18 protein-coding genes are annotated in these 13,508 nt (G+C 66.7%); 2 read left to right on the top strand and 16 right to left on the bottom strand.

What is annotated here, in order from left to right; genetic code table 11:
• Positions 1–5 precede the first annotated feature (5 nt).
• The 3 genes from BTIS_RS00345 to BTIS_RS00355 are packed head-to-tail and all read right to left on the bottom strand — an operon-like array spanning position 6 to position 3,347.
• Complete coding sequence (locus BTIS_RS00345) at positions 6–1,472, bottom strand: PcfB family protein (protein WP_094661677.1); 1,467 nt, start codon at positions 1,470–1,472, stop codon at positions 6–8.
• 30 nt (positions 1,473–1,502) lie between these two features.
• On the bottom strand, positions 1,503–2,969 hold the full coding sequence (locus BTIS_RS00350) for a relaxase/mobilization nuclease domain-containing protein (protein ID WP_094661678.1): 1,467 nt from the start codon (positions 2,967–2,969) through the stop codon (positions 1,503–1,505).
• Between the two features lie 3 nt (positions 2,970–2,972).
• Complete coding sequence (locus BTIS_RS00355; protein ID WP_094661679.1) at positions 2,973–3,347, bottom strand: MobC family plasmid mobilization relaxosome protein; 375 nt, start codon at positions 3,345–3,347, stop codon at positions 2,973–2,975.
• Between the two features lie 281 nt (positions 3,348–3,628).
• Between BTIS_RS00355 and BTIS_RS00360 the strand changes: the two genes are divergently transcribed.
• A complete protein-coding gene (locus BTIS_RS00360) occupies positions 3,629–4,081 on the top strand; it encodes a hypothetical protein (protein ID WP_143248821.1) in 453 nt (150 codons plus the stop codon).
• 65 nt (positions 4,082–4,146) lie between these two features.
• Here BTIS_RS00360 and BTIS_RS00365 read toward each other — a convergent pair whose 3' ends face one another.
• On the bottom strand, positions 4,147–4,638 hold the full coding sequence (locus tag BTIS_RS00365; protein ID WP_094661681.1) for a hypothetical protein: 492 nt from the start codon (positions 4,636–4,638) through the stop codon (positions 4,147–4,149).
• A gap of 153 nt (positions 4,639–4,791) precedes the next feature.
• Here BTIS_RS00365 and BTIS_RS00370 point away from each other — a divergent pair, with 153 nt between their 5' ends.
• Complete coding sequence (locus BTIS_RS00370; RefSeq protein ID WP_094661682.1) at positions 4,792–5,298, top strand: hypothetical protein; 507 nt, start codon at positions 4,792–4,794, stop codon at positions 5,296–5,298.
• 120 nt (positions 5,299–5,418) lie between these two features.
• Here the strand turns inward: BTIS_RS00370 and BTIS_RS00375 are convergent, their stop codons facing one another.
• From BTIS_RS00375 to BTIS_RS00435, 12 genes are all read right to left on the bottom strand, one after another.
• Positions 5,419–5,685 (bottom strand): hypothetical protein, encoded by a 267-nt coding sequence (locus BTIS_RS00375; RefSeq protein ID WP_094661683.1) that lies wholly within the window; start codon positions 5,683–5,685, stop codon positions 5,419–5,421.
• Between the two features lie 467 nt (positions 5,686–6,152).
• Positions 6,153–6,353: a hypothetical protein gene (locus BTIS_RS00385; protein ID WP_094661685.1), complete on the bottom strand. Its 201-nt coding sequence runs from the start codon at positions 6,351–6,353 to the stop codon at positions 6,153–6,155.
• The gene (locus BTIS_RS00390; protein WP_094661686.1) at positions 6,350–6,886 is read right to left on the bottom strand and encodes a hypothetical protein; all 537 of its coding nucleotides are present in this window, start codon (positions 6,884–6,886) and stop codon (positions 6,350–6,352) included. Before BTIS_RS00390 ends, BTIS_RS00385 begins: the two co-directional genes overlap by 4 nt.
• A gap of 18 nt (positions 6,887–6,904) precedes the next feature.
• Entirely contained in the window at positions 6,905–7,720 is an 816-nt protein-coding gene (locus BTIS_RS00395) for a 3'-5' exonuclease (protein ID WP_094661687.1), read from the bottom strand.
• A gap of 86 nt (positions 7,721–7,806) precedes the next feature.
• Entirely contained in the window at positions 7,807–8,157 is a 351-nt protein-coding gene (locus BTIS_RS00400; protein WP_094661688.1) for a hypothetical protein, read from the bottom strand.
• A 630-nt stretch (positions 8,158–8,787) separates the two neighbouring features.
• The gene (locus BTIS_RS00405) at positions 8,788–9,132 is read right to left on the bottom strand and encodes a hypothetical protein (RefSeq protein ID WP_143248823.1); all 345 of its coding nucleotides are present in this window, start codon (positions 9,130–9,132) and stop codon (positions 8,788–8,790) included.
• On the bottom strand, positions 9,108–9,719 hold the full coding sequence (locus tag BTIS_RS00410) for a hypothetical protein (RefSeq protein WP_094661690.1): 612 nt from the start codon (positions 9,717–9,719) through the stop codon (positions 9,108–9,110). Before BTIS_RS00410 ends, BTIS_RS00405 begins: the two co-directional genes overlap by 25 nt.
• Positions 9,720–10,259: 540 nt before the next feature.
• Positions 10,260–10,499, bottom strand: coding sequence for a type II toxin-antitoxin system mRNA interferase toxin, RelE/StbE family (locus BTIS_RS00415; RefSeq protein WP_094661772.1), 240 nt, complete (start codon positions 10,497–10,499; stop codon positions 10,260–10,262).
• Positions 10,500–10,592: 93 nt separating this feature from the next.
• On the bottom strand, positions 10,593–10,865 hold the full coding sequence (locus tag BTIS_RS00420; protein ID WP_094661691.1) for a type II toxin-antitoxin system RelB/DinJ family antitoxin: 273 nt from the start codon (positions 10,863–10,865) through the stop codon (positions 10,593–10,595).
• Between the two features lie 236 nt (positions 10,866–11,101).
• The gene (locus tag BTIS_RS00425; protein ID WP_094661692.1) at positions 11,102–11,668 is read right to left on the bottom strand and encodes a hypothetical protein; all 567 of its coding nucleotides are present in this window, start codon (positions 11,666–11,668) and stop codon (positions 11,102–11,104) included.
• A gap of 62 nt (positions 11,669–11,730) precedes the next feature.
• Positions 11,731–12,225 carry a hypothetical protein gene (locus BTIS_RS00430; protein ID WP_094661693.1) on the bottom strand — a complete coding sequence of 165 codons (495 nt, stop codon included), beginning with the start codon at positions 12,223–12,225 and terminating at the stop codon, positions 11,731–11,733.
• 458 nt (positions 12,226–12,683) lie between these two features.
• Entirely contained in the window at positions 12,684–13,223 is a 540-nt protein-coding gene (locus BTIS_RS00435; RefSeq protein ID WP_094661694.1) for a DUF4192 family protein, read from the bottom strand.
• Positions 13,224–13,508: the final 285 nt, after the last annotated feature.

Raw genomic sequence — 13,508 nt, forward strand, 5'->3', positions numbered from 1 at the left:
TTCGGTCAGCGCTTGTCGCCGCGCGGGCGGGTGCCGCGGGTGCGTTGGTGGGTGCCGCGGCCCTGCTGGCCCCGGATCTTGTTCTCCTTCTGTTTGAGCGCGTCGAGGAAGTCCTTCCTGGTCTTCTTGGCTTTCCGTCCCCGTTCGGGTTTGCCCTTGCCGGTGTCGCGGCGTTCCTTCGCCGGTGTCCGTCCGGGCCGGCGCTCCGTCCCGTCGGCGGCCGGCGACGTCGTCCTCCGGTCGGTCTGCGCGGCGGATTGGACGGGTTGGACGACGTCCGGTGCCGGCTGGCCTGCGGCGGGTTGCTGCGGGACCGGCTCGATGGGAAACTGCAGGTCCGGCAGCCAGTCCGGCGCTCCCGTCTGCGGCGGCTGCGCGTCCGTCGGCAGCCCGGCCGTGGGGAACGGGAGGGGATTCGTCTGGTCCGCGGTCGGCGGGAAGTAGCTGTGGTCCGGCTGGACCATCTCGTCGGGTGCGTCCGTCGTCTGCGGCATGGTCGGCTGTCCCGCGGACGGGATGGCGTCGGCTGCCGGGATGGCGTCGGTGGGCCCGTTCGGCGTGTCTGTGGCGCCCCGGTCCGGGGTTTCGGTCTGCGTCCGTGTCATGACCTGTTCGATTGAGGGGCCGAGGGCGTCGATGCATTGGGTCGCGGCGGCTGCGCAGTCCTCGGGCACGGTGAAGGTGGTCTTGCCGTTCTGATGGTCCTGGATGTAGGGCACGCCGAGCTTGTCGAGGCTTTCGGCCGCGAGTTCCGCGTTCGGGTCCCATTCGGGCGGCGTGACGGCGATGGTGGTCATGGCGTCGCTGGCCTGTGGGCCGGTCGGCATGAGGGGGCGGGCGGCGTCGGAGGCCCGGCTGGTGCTCTGGTCGCGTTGGCTTCCGTCCGGTACGCGGGGTTCGGGCCCGACGGCGGGGATCTCTCCTGTGGGGGTGTCGTCGGCGCTGATGGCGGGGATCTCTCCTGTGGGGGTGTCGTCGGCGTTGAGGCTCGGCAGTTCCTGTGCCCAGGGGATTTCGTCCTTGTCGCCGAGTTCGGGGGTGGTTTCGTCGGGTTTGTCGAGGTTGAGTTCGAGTCCGATCCTGTCGAATGCGCGGCGGACGGCGTGTTCGACGTGGTCGGTGTCCTTGCCCTGGAAGTGGAGGAAGTACGTGCCGTCGTTGCCTTTTTCGATGGCGTAGGTGATTCCGGATTGGCGCAGGCTTTTGCCGACGGCCTTGAGGCTTTCGTTGTCGAGGCTGATCTGGTGGATGTCCTCGCCGGTGGCCTGAAGCTGCTTTTCGCTGATCTCTCCGCCGATCTTCCGGTTCTCGATCGCGGTGCGGATGGGTGATGTGGCGACGCGCCAGCCGGCCGCGATGAGCGCGGCCCCGAGTTTGGCGCCGGCCTTGAGGATGAGTTTGCCGGCGCCTTGTCCGGCTCTGAGCAGGGCGTCCCTGGCGGTGCCTTCGACGGTCTCCTCGGGTGATGCCATGGTGGTGTTCCTTTCTCTGTTTGCCGGCTGTCACCGGCGTGGTCTGGTGGTGTTGCGGTTGCGGGTCTCGTGTCGTTCGTGGTCGTCGCGGTCGCGGTGTCGGTGGTCCGGGGTGTCGCGGTCGAGGCGTTTCCGGGTGCGTTTGATGGCGGTGAGGTCCTGTTCGAGGCTGGTGACGCGGGTCTCGCGGTCGGCGATGTCCTCGCGTCGTTCGACCTGCAGGTCCGGGTCGTCGCGTTCGATGGCGTCGGCGAGGGCGATGATCGAGGCGGCGAGTCCGGCGCGTTCCTCGGTGAGCCGGTCGCGTAGCGCGGTGACGGCGGTGTCGGCGCGTCCGGTCTCGCCGGTCCAGCGGAGGGCGGCGTTGAGGGCGCGGGTCTCCTCGCGCAGCCGGTCGAGTCGTCGTCCCTGGGCGGCGTAGTAGCGTCGTTGGCCGGCGGTGCGGCCGGCGGTGACGTCGATGACGCGGGTGTCGGCCATGGTCTCGAGCCGTTCGTCGGGGCGGCCGAACCATTGGTAGAGTCCCTGGGTCCAGACGGTGTCGGCGTAGCGGTCGTGGCGGTCGAGGATGGTGATCCTGCGGTGGTCGGTGAGCCATGCGCGCCAGGTGGTGCCGTCGGTGACGATGCGGTCCATGGGGATGACGATCCGGCGTTGGTGCTTGGTGCCGGGCACCCATACGGTGACGTTCCGGTCGGTTCGTTCGGCGATGAGCCGGTGGTTGAAGCTGATGGGCACGATGACGTCGCGGGTCAGGCGGAGCATGATTCCCTCCTCGTCGTAGGTCTCGCCGAGCTTGGTGTCGCGGATGCGCAGGCCGGTGGTCTGGTCCTCGTAGGTGAGGTGGCGGCCGCGGATGGTGACGGTGACGTCCATGAGGTCCATGAGGTCGCGGAACTCGTCGAAGCTGTGGGATTTGGCGGCGGTCAGGTCGATCATGGTGCGCAGCCGCTCCTTGGTTCCGGTGCCGCGTACGGCGGCGTAGATCTCCTCGAGGCTGCGCGCGTGGCGTGGCTCGTCGGGTTCGGGCAGGACGTGCAGGCCCTCGTTGCGGCAGATCCCGTCGCTGATCTTGCGCCATTCGCCGAGCGTGGTCCTGCGGATCCGGATCTTCCTGTGGTCGTCGCCGGCCGCGCACAGGATGATGTGGTTGTGGATGTGGTCGCGGTCGACGTGGGTGGCGATGACGTACTTGTGGCGCCCGCCGGTGATCTCGTCGGCGAACTGGCGGCCGATTTCGTGGGCCTGGTCGGGTGTGATGGGGTCGTTCGGGTCGAATGATTGGATGACGTGGTGGGCGAGCACGCCGTTTTTCTTCAATCCATTGGCCGATTCCTCAAGGTCGGCGAGCATGGCGGTCTCGGCGTCCGCCGCGCCGCGCCATGGTCCGTAGCTGGTGCTGACGAGGCGTCCGCCGTCGGTCTTGTCGTCCCGGCTGATGTAGTCCAGGCTGCTGGAGAGCGTCGTCTTGATCTGTTTCATCTTGACCACTGCCATGGTCTACGCCTTGCGGACGGTGGTCCGGTAGTCGTCGCACATGCGGCCGATCACGTCGGTCAGGCGGTTGACCTCGGCGCGCAGGTCGGCCACGGCGAGCATGGTCGGCAGGTCGGCCTCGTTGACGCGGCGGGCGATCTGGTTGACGTTCACGCCGATGGGACGCAGCTGTCGCAGGACCTGTTCGGGGTCCCAGGTGGTCTCCACGACGCGCACGGATCCGTCGGTGAGCATCTCCCGGGCGAACCTGCCGAACTGCGCGGAGGCCCCGCGTCCGCGCGCCCACAGCTCGTATGTCTTGGTCACGGTGTCCCATTCCTCGGGCGTGAACGTGACCGTGCGGCGGACGTTCCGGCGTCGTCCCCCAACCCAGTTCACGCGTCGCTCCTCGTCGTTCCAAGCGGCTTCGTCGTCGTCCGGAGGCTCCGCCGACTATGGGGTCCGGGTCTCCCGGTCTGGCCCGCCTGCGGCGGGCAAGCGGCAAGTGTACGTACACTTGCTATGCTTGCTACTCCCGGATCGGCATGCCGATTCCGGGAGTCGCGGGTCTCTGTGCTGTTCATGTTTCCAAACTCGTTTCGTTCTTCGTTTCGTATCGTTGCCTGTGATCGATTGTCGGTCGGAGTTTGTTCGTCGAGTTTGGAAAGCGAGGGATCTTTATGGCGAGGAAACAGGTGTCTGCGGCCAGGCAGGTGTTCATGAATGGGCTGCTGGCCGATGAGCGTGCCCGTATGGAGCGCAAGAGGAGGGAGGCCGGCGAGCTGTTCTCCGCGGTGTGGGATTTCCGTGACGCGGCGCTGCGGCTTCGCGAGGCGGCGTCGGTGTACCGCGAGCATCAGGGCGCGCGGAAAAAGGATCTGGAGGACATGCTGGATCTGACCGATGTGGAGTCCGGGATCGCGTCCGGGACGGTGCGGCTTCGCGAGAATCCCGTGACGGATGACGACGGCGGTGTCGCCGGTGATGATGGTGATGGCGTCGGGGAGTCCGATGGCGTGTCGGATGCGCCGGTCCCTCCCGCGGCGGGTCCCGATGACGTCGATGACTCCGATGGTGTCGGGGACGTCGGGGATGACGGGTTCCCGTGGTCGGACGGGGAGCGGTATTCCTGACGTCGGTGACGGCGCGTGGATATGTGAAGGGGCTCCGTGCGGAGCCCCTTCCTTGTTGCCTGTCGCTATCGTCGTGGCTGTTCGCTGGTGACGTATCGTCGTGGCTGTTCGTCGGTAACGTTCGCGTTGACGAGTTTCCGTTCGACGCGTTCGGTCTTCCGTCCGTCGGGCAGGGTGATGTGGTAGTGGACCTCGGTGATGCGGTTCACGGGGCGGGGCGGCTGCGCGATGAGCTGGGCCTCGCGGTCGTGTCGGGCGATGCGGTTGAGGGCCCAGGTGGTCAGGATGCGGATGATGATGCTGATCACGGTCGTGGCGGTGAATCCCCAGAACACCTGGTTGAAGTCGAACGCGTCGTGCCGGTAGCAGAACCAGGTGAACACGGCGAGCAGGAGCGCGAGTCCCCCGACGACGCCCGAGAGGATGTTGAACGTCGCCAGCAGGGTGCGGATCGGGTGCGTGACCAGTCCGATCGCGAACGTGACGACGATCATGAGCGCGCCGACCGCGAGCATGATGACGATGAGGACCAGATCGAATATGAGCATGATGGGCATGGCTGTGGCTTCCTGTCTTCTCTGTCGCTTTGCCTCCATTATCCTCCATGGCACGGGGGCGTGGTTTGGAATCGTCCGTGTTCCAAACCGCGTGTGGCTCCGGTGGTGCAGACTGGGTGGTGACGGTGGAGTCATCGCACAAGGAGGTTTGTCGTGGGAGCTGTCAAGACGGTGCTCATGGTCGAGGGCAATCTGGCCCGGGACCCCAGGTTCTGGAGGTCGGACGGCAGTCGTCCGGCGTTCCTGTCGTTCACGATCCTGCATACCGCGAGGGTTCGTGATGAGTCGGGCGGGTGGGTCGACGGTCGGACCACGGGCGTGGACGTGACGTTCAGTGGTGCGGGTGCGGAGCGTATGCATGATCGCATGGAGTCGGCGCCGGGCGTGTTCGTCAGGGGTGCGCGCGTGGTGGCGCTCGGCGATGTGGCCGACGTGCCGAACGCGTGGATCGGGTCGAACGGGGAGGCCGGCGCGTCGCTGAGGCTGCTCGGCTATCGGATCTTCCCCGACCAGCTCGTCAACCAGGCCAGACGCGCGCGTCGCGACATGGCCACGGAGGCCGACGCGCGGCCGTCGGACGTCGCCGGGCCGGGCGCGCGGACCGTGGCCGTGGAGGATCCCGGCGGTGGGGATGATTTCGATCCGTGGGCGGACGACTGATCGCGCGTCGTTCCCTTCCGCATGTCGGCTGCGGTCCTGTCGCGTCTGGATGGCGTGGCGGGACCGTTTTGCGTTTCGTGGCGGTGGTGGAGGGCTCCCCTGGTCGGGGAGCCCTGGCGGTCAGTGGAGGGAGACGATGCCGCGGATCTCCTCGAGGCTGCGTGGCTGGCCGTTCTCGTCTACCGCGACGAGTCTGATGATGGCGGCGAACTCGTCGATGTCGCGCGCGCGGAGGAGATCCAGGGCGACGGCGTAGTTGCAGGGGTCCCAGGGGTCGTTGCTGCGGAGCTGGAGGTCGTCGATGTCCCGCTGCGTGAGGTAGGGAGCCCAGGGGTCGTTGTCGATCTCGTAGGTGCTGGTGTTCTTGGTGTCGGTGGAGGTGGTCATCGTGGTTTCCTTTCTGGAGCGTGTTCGACGCGATGACCGGGCCGCGGGTTCCGTCGGGGTCGCAGCCCGCGACGCTCCGAAGGACGGATGTCCTTCGCGTGCGGCGTGGGTTGCGGTCCCGGCGGGTTCCGTGGCACGATCGGCGGGTCGAACATGCGGGAAGGAGACCATGATGGCCGCCGGCCCGTCGCCATCACGCCGGACCGATCGCCATCGGCGCCCGGGCCGTCACGCGCCACGGCGGGATGACCGGTCCGTGCGCACGCCCGCCCCGGCACGCCCGGCCGTCGTCGCCCTGGATCTCCTCCGCACGCGCGACATCGACCGTCACGCGTGTCGGACGTCGCATGCCGGACGTGCGCGCCGCCGCCTCGTGGAGATCCGCGGCATCGTCTCCCTCCACTGACCGCCTCCCGTCGCGCATGCCGGGCCCTTCCACTGACCGTGCGGCATGGTTCCCGGGCCGGCTACGCGATGCGTTCGAGGTCCCGGCTGGTGACGGAGAGCCAGAACGATGGGTCGGCGTTGAGGTGTCGGGCGAGCTGGTGCGCCCGTGCGCAGCGTGCGCGTGCTCCGCTTGTGGCGGAGGTGCGGCTTCGTCGTTCGAGGTCCCGTAGGATGCCGCGGCGGATGCGCCATGCGCGGGCGTGGTCCGTTGCGCTGTTCATTCCGGCTGCTCTCCGTTCCGCTCGTGTCGGGTGATGATTCGGTCGATTTCGGCAATGCGTTCCATGAGCCGTGTCCGTTCGGCCTTGAGCACGGTGATCATGTCGGCGTCATGTTCGTGGCGGATGGCGTCGATGATGTCGGCGAGCAGGTCGAGCTCGGAGGCCGGCAGGTCGCGGATCTCGAGGATCACGTTCTCGCATTCGCTGATCTCCGGGGATTTCATACTGCCGCCGGACCCGGAGGGGGAGTCCGTTATCGGATGCCGCTCGGCCCATGCCAGAGCCTCCTCCCTGGGGGTCCATTCCCAGGTGCAGACCGAGTGCGAGCATCCGAACCCCGGGGTGCGCACGCCCTTGATCCCGGCTTTCTTGCGGGCTCGGCCCTGGGCCGAGGGAGACATGCGGTAGCGTTTCAATGCCTCGTTCTTCAGATCGAACGAGTACATGAACCCTCCATGCCGGTTCAGGATGCTGGCTAGGGCACCGGCCGCATCGCTCATATCCTCCGGGGTGTCGATGTTGATGTCCTGCATGGTGTTCCTTTCGTGTTGTTAGTTGGCGTGGCCGGTGATGTGGCGGTAGACGTGGGCTGTGGCCTTGATGTCCTCGGCGGCGTCGTGGGCGTGGAATGTGTATCCGTAGTGTGCGGCGGCGACGGCGAGTTTCTGCCATTTGTAGTCGTTGTGCCGGGGGTCACGTTCGCCGTGGATTCGCGCGTAGTCGGTCATGCAGTCGTGGATTGGCGTGTGGTCGAGTATCCGGTCGAGGGTCGGGGTCTGCAGGCTCTGGGCGAGCATGCGCAGGTCGAATGTCGTGTTGTATCCGCTGATGATGGCGGCGGCGGACAGGTGGCCGAGGATGGTCGGGGCGATGTGGCCGATCGTCGGCTGGCCGGCGACCTTGTCGGGGCTGATGTGGTGGATGCGTTCGGCCTGTGGCCATGTGTCGTGGCGGGTCGGGCGGATGAGGGTGTCGAGGAGGATTCGGCCGGTGCCGTCGCAGATGGCGATGCTGAGGATTTCGTCGGTGGGGCCGAGTCCTGTGGTTTCGGTGTCGAACAGGATGACCTGGTCGAGGGGTGTGGTGGCGAGCTGCTGCGGGGTGGGAAGGTTCATGTCGGGTTTCCTTTCGTTTGTGGTCAGTGTTGTTTGTCGATTGTGATGTGGATGCGGGCCTGTGGGTCGGTGTGGATGCGGGTGATGGGGGGTGTCGAGGATCCAGTCGGGCAGGTGTTCGATGTCCTCGGGCAGGACGGTGGCGTGCAGGTCGGGCCGTCCTTGTTCGGTGGTGGATTCGATTGTGATGAGTCTGGCCTGGATGGTGATGCCGGCTGTGGTGAGTCGGCGGAGTGTGATCGGGGTGCGCATGTGTTCCTCCTGTTGTCAGTGGGTGTTGTGGTCCAGTATCCGGTTGGTCTGTCGGCCGGTGGTATGGAATGTGGTTTTTGCTTTTGTCATCTGCCCCAGTTGGCGTAGGGGAAGATGATGAAGCTGATGAGGATCCATTGCATGCGGGGGATGTTCAGGTCGGGTTTGATTCCGGCGGCCAGCAGCATTTCGGGGATGGTGCGGGTGTCGGTGGCGCGGGTCTGCCACATGATGGTCTCCTTGTTGTGGGTGCGGAAGGTGTCGTCGGGGTCGAGTCGCTGGTCGAGGGCGTCGCGCAGGCGTCGGGCCTGGTCGAGGGTGAGGGGGCGGCGGATCTGCCGGCGGGTCTGTATGGCCCAGGCGCAGTCGTCGAGCTGGTCGGTGGGCTGGTCGATGACGAGGGTGAGGCACATGGTCTGGCCGGTCGTATGGTTCATGGTGTGCTCCTTCTGCTTGTCTCGGGGTCACCGGAACAGGTCGAGGAGCATTCCGATGCCGAATGGCGCGAGGATGATGGCGGCGACGGTGGCGGCGCTGGCGAGGGATGAGAGGAGGATGTCCATGGTGTGTTCCTTTCGGTCGGGCCTTGTATCGGCCGTGTGTTTTTCCTGGTGACCTGCTGGTCAGCGAGAGCGTTACCCGACAAAGCGGGTTCCGTCATGAGCGACGCGCGAGGAGCGGCGCAGCCGCTCCCCCGCGCGCTCGTGTTGACGGGTTCCGCGACTCGGGTATGCTCGGCTGGCCTGCCAGCAGGACACCAGGAAACACAGAGGCCCCGCGCCCGCAGGGCGTGGGGCCGGGGACAGCGTCGGACCCGTGGGTCCGACTCCGCACGGGGATGATGGCCCGCCGCCCCTGGGCGGTGGCCCTTCGTCTCGACAGGGAAGGGAGTTTGAGGGAAGCCATGGGTGGTTTCCCTCACGGCCGGCGCGACCGCGGGCCCCTGCGGGGTCCCGGGAGCGACGGCCACCTTCCGCGGCCGGGTAGTGGATGCGGGTCCCGTGTCCGTCGGGTGTGGGATGCCGTGGGCGGTGCCGTCGTCCTTGATGGGCGGCGGCACCGTATCCTCATCTGCTGGCGGCGTCGATGATCTGGTCGATGCCGTCGGCGCGCATGTCGTGTCCGTCGATGGTGGCGAGGATGCTGACGCCGTTGTCGAATCCGTGGCCGACGCGGACGCCTTCGTGGTGGATGTCGAACGTGTCGGCGCTGGTGAGGCGGATGTCGTAGCCGTGGTAGTGGGCGACGTGGTCGGGGTCGACGGTGTACCTGTCGGCGAGGGTCGCGTCGACGGTGAAGAGGCTGAAGTAGTTGTCGTGCATGGCGGGCTCCTTTCGGGACGGGGATCCTCCCGCGGGGTTGCGGGAGGGGTTGCCATACTTGGTGTTCAGCGGCTGAGGTGTTCCAGCCATGCGTCGTACGGGATGCCGGGGTCGATGCGCAGGGCCTGCCGGGCGGCGTCGCGTGCGGTGTCTCTCATGCCTGTGGCGGCGGCGAGGAGCGCGGTGGTGGCGTGGGCGGCGGCGGTCGACTCGTCGGCGCTGTTTTGGATGATGGCGTCGAGGTGGCGCATGGCGGTCCGCATGATTGTGGGTGCCGGCAGGGTCACATAGCCCCAGCCGTTGCCGGTGCAGGTGGAGAGGATGCGGGATGGGAGGTCCTCGCGGCGGTGGTCGTAGGCGATGTCGAGGAATCGGCGCATGTCGTCGATGGTGGTGTCGTCCATGAGTCCGGCGATGAGCGCGGGGATCATGTCGTGGTCCTGCCGTTCGAGGACGGCGGCGACGATGGCGAGGCTTCGGGCGTCGTGGTCACCGTAGGTCATGACGCGGGCCCAGTGGTAGCAGGCGGCGTCGAACCATGTGCGGATCCGCATCTCGGAGTCGGGGTCGTCCATGTCGGTGTCGTATTCGTGGCGGATGGCGTCGATGATGTCGGCGAGCTTGGGTTCGGTCTCCTCGTCCTTGGCGGTGGCTTCGAGCTGGATGAGCGGGTTCATGTCGTGTTCCTTTCGGTCGGGCCTTGTATCGGCCGTGTGTTTTTCCTGGTGACCTGCTGGTCAGCGAGAGCGTTACCCGACAAAGCGGGTTCCGTCATGAGCGACGCGCGAGGAGCGGCGCAGCCGCTCCCCCGCGCGCTCGTGTTGACGGGTTCCGCGACTCGGGTATGCTCGGCTGGCCTGCCAGCAGGACACCAGGAAACACAGAGGCCCCGCGCCCGCAGGGCGTGGGGCCGGGGACAGCGTCGGACCCGTGGGTCCGACTCCGCACGGGGATGATGGCCCGCCGCCCCTGGGCGGTGGCCCTTCGTCTCGACAGGGAAGGGAGTTTGAGGGAAGCCATGGGTGGTTTCCCTCACGGCCGGCGCGACCGCGGGCCCCTGCGGGGTCCCGGGAACGGCGGCCACCTCACGCGGCCGGGCCACGCCGGCGTGGTTGTCCGTTGGCTGGAGTGGAGGGGACGGTGCGGCCCCGTCCTCCTGTCCTCGGGTCTTCGTTGGCCTTTGGATTGTGGGGGGCGGGGCCGCTATGGTGTTGGGGTCAGAGCTCGTGTCCTGTTCTCTGGCCGTATGCTCTGATCTGTCTTGCCGCGGTTCTGCCGGAGTAGAGGGTGTCGTGGCTGCCGGTGCGGGTGAGGACGAGCAGTAGTTCGTCGGATTCGATTCGGTAGATGAGCAGCCAGTCTCCGGTGATGTGGAGTTCGCGGTATCCGCGCCATGGTCCGGTGAGCTGGTGGTCGCGGTATTTCGTGGATAACAGGTCCCGGTCGTTGCGTGCTATGGCGTCGACGGCGTCCCAGAGGGGCCGAGTCGCCGGTGCTTCTTCCGGAGGGTCTTGATGTCGTCGTCGAAGACGTCGAGTGCGAGGATCCGTTCAATCGCCATAGTGTGCGCGCAGCTCCTCCACGCTCGTGTACATGCGTCCCTGTCGGGCGGCGGCCTGTCGTCTGGCCTCCACGTCGCGGGTCGGTTCGATGCTGGGGGTGAACGGGAGCGACTGGTCCCGTATGGTCTGCTTGAGGAACATGTTCAGTGCGGTCGACATGTCGATGCCGAGGATGTCGAACACGGCGCTGGCCTCTTTTTTGGTTTCCTCGTCGGTGCGGAAGTTGACGCGCACCTGTCGTCCCTGCGTTGTCGTCGTCATGGTTCTGCCTTTCTTTTGAATCCCACTTGTTGAGTCCAATGTTATCACGTTGGACTCAACAAGTGGGGGTGCCTTCTTTGCCGTTCAGGGGTTCTCGTGGCTGCCGTGCCCGTCCCCACTGGTGTCGGGTCAGGGGATGATTTCGGCGTCGTCCGGCAGCCAGTATCCGTCTATGAGGTCGCCGCCCGGGGCTGTCTGCTGGTGCAGCCATGCCTTGTAGTGGGATTTCCGTCGTCCTATCTGGTGGCGTCGCGGTTGAGCAGGGCGCGGAGTTCGTCGATGTGGCTGAGTGCCGTTCGGCGTGAGGTTTGCGGATCATCGATCCGCTCGAAGAGGTTGTGCTGGTGCCATGCGATGGCGGTGGCCGTGCGGGCGCATTGGTAGCACAGGTCGTTGAGCATTTCATCGATGGCCTTGTCGCTCCATGCGCTCCAGTCGGCGGTGGGGCCGTTGTCCGGTTCCGTCGGGGTGGCGGGCCATAGGTGGTCGAACATGGCGTCGAACGCGTTCATGGCCTGTTCGATGGGCGTGGTGTTCCCGTCGATCGGGATGGGCGACTGGCTGATGAGCAGTTCGCGGTAGCCGGGTCGGTTGCAATCGATGGTGGCGAGGTGGTCCTCGTAGCATTCGGTCATGTACTGGCGTGCCATGTCCCGGGCGGTCATGCCGTCGTGGTGGGCGGCGAGGTAGTTGTGTCCGTCGGCGCAGTATTGCCAGTAGGCGGTGATGTAGCCGATGACCTCGGTGGCGAGTTGGTTGAGGGGCTGGGGGTCGGTGGGCATGTGGTGGATGGTGGTGGTCATGTCGTGTTCCTTTCCTAGGGGGGTGCCGGCCCCGTGCGGGGCCGGCCGTGGATGGTGTGGGGTCAGCGGTTTTCCGTGTCGTGGCGGGTGAGGGCTTCGAGCGCGGCGGTGTGGTAGGCGGGGGTGAATCGCATGAGTCGGCTTGTGGTGTGGTGGGGGCCGAAGCTGGTTTCGATGCCGGTGGGTTCGATGATGCCGGCGCGTTCCATCTCGCTGGTGGTGTAGCGGTTGTTGTGGCATTCCCAGAAGGTCATGGGGGCGGCTGCGGGTTGTCCGATGTTCTCGCTGACGGTGGCGGCGTCGGCCGTGTCGGGGTCGGTGTTGACGATGTGGACGGCGAGTCCTCCGCCGAGCGCGTATCGGGTGATTTCGATGTGGTAGGTGTCGAGTCCGTCCGGGTCGCCTCCCTTGTCGGGGTCGCCGTGCCATGCCTCGCCGCGGGTGTCGAGCAGTGCGGCCTTGGCTTCGGGGTTCATGGCTCCCAGTGTGCGGTCGTGCACGTACCAGTCGATGGTGAATGTCGCCGGCTTGTCGTCGATGGTGATGATCGCGGTCATGGTGTGCTCCTTTGTGGTCGGGCCTTGTGATTGGCCGTGTGTTTTTTCCTGGTGACCTGCTGGTCAGCGAGAGCGTTACCCGACAAAGCGGGTTCCGTCATAAGCGACGCGCGAGGAGCGGCGCAGCCGCTCCCCCGCGCGCCCGCGTTGACGGGTTCCGCGACTCGGGTATGCTCGGCTGGCCTGCCAGCAGGACACCAGGAAACACGAAGGCCCCACGCCCAAGGGGCGTGGGGCCGGGGACAGCGTCGGGCCGAAGGTCCGACTCCACACGAAGATGGTGGTCCGACGCCCCTGGGCGGCGGTCCATCGTCCCGACAGGGAAGGGAGTTTGAGGGAGGGCCACGGGTGGTCTCCCTCACGGCCGGCGCGACCGCGGGCCCCTGCGGGGTCCCGGGAGCGGCGGCCACCCCACGCGGCCGGGCCACGCCCCTGTCCGGGGTGTGGCCGGCGTGGGGTCAGCGCTTGAGCTGGTCGATGGTGATTCCGCGGTCGATCATGACGAGGATGAGCGTGGGTAGCGTCTCGTTGTCGTTGATGTCGAGGGCGGCGAGGGCGTGGCGTGCGGCGGCGGGTTCGTCGCCGGCGGCCCATGCGAGGTAGGCGGCGACGGCGAGGGGTCCGGCCGATTCGCGTCGTCCCTCCGTGGTGCGGGCCATGGTTTCGGCGAGACGGCGGACGCGGTCCAGTTCCGCGGTGTGTTCGGGCGTCTGGGGCATCAGTCGGTTGACGATGGTCTTGGCGTGGTCGTCGACGTGGGTGCCGATGTAGGTCAGGTCATGGTCCGTGGTGGTCGGGTGCATGCCGGCGAGGATGGTCATGTCGCGGTTGGCCTTGCTGTCGGTGATGAGGTCGGCGGCCCATGCGAGGTCGCGAGTGTCGATGGTCTCGCCGTGCTGGGCGCGGCGGATGATGGACAGGAGTCGGGTCGCGGCGTCGCGACGGATGTCGTCGATGGCCTTGGCGGCGGTTTCCGGAGTGGTGATTGTTGCGGTCATGGTGTGTTCCTTTCGGTCGGGCCTTGTGATTGGCCGTGTGTTTTTTCTTGGTGACCTGCTGGTCAGCGAGAGCGTTACCCGGCGCAGCGGGTTCCGTCATAAGGGGACGCTCCGGCGCGTGCGCCGTGTGCGGACCCGTTGACGGGTTCCGACCGCCGGGTATGCTCGGCTGGCCTGCCAGCAGGACACCAAGAAACACCAGGGCCCTCGCCCGCAGGGCGTGGGACCGGGGACTGGGTCGGACGAAGTCCGACTCCGCACGGGGATGATGGTCCGACGCCCTTG

It is taken from the genome of Bifidobacterium tissieri, assembly GCF_002259645.1.
Taxonomy (GTDB): domain Bacteria; phylum Actinomycetota; class Actinomycetes; order Actinomycetales; family Bifidobacteriaceae; genus Galliscardovia; species Galliscardovia tissieri.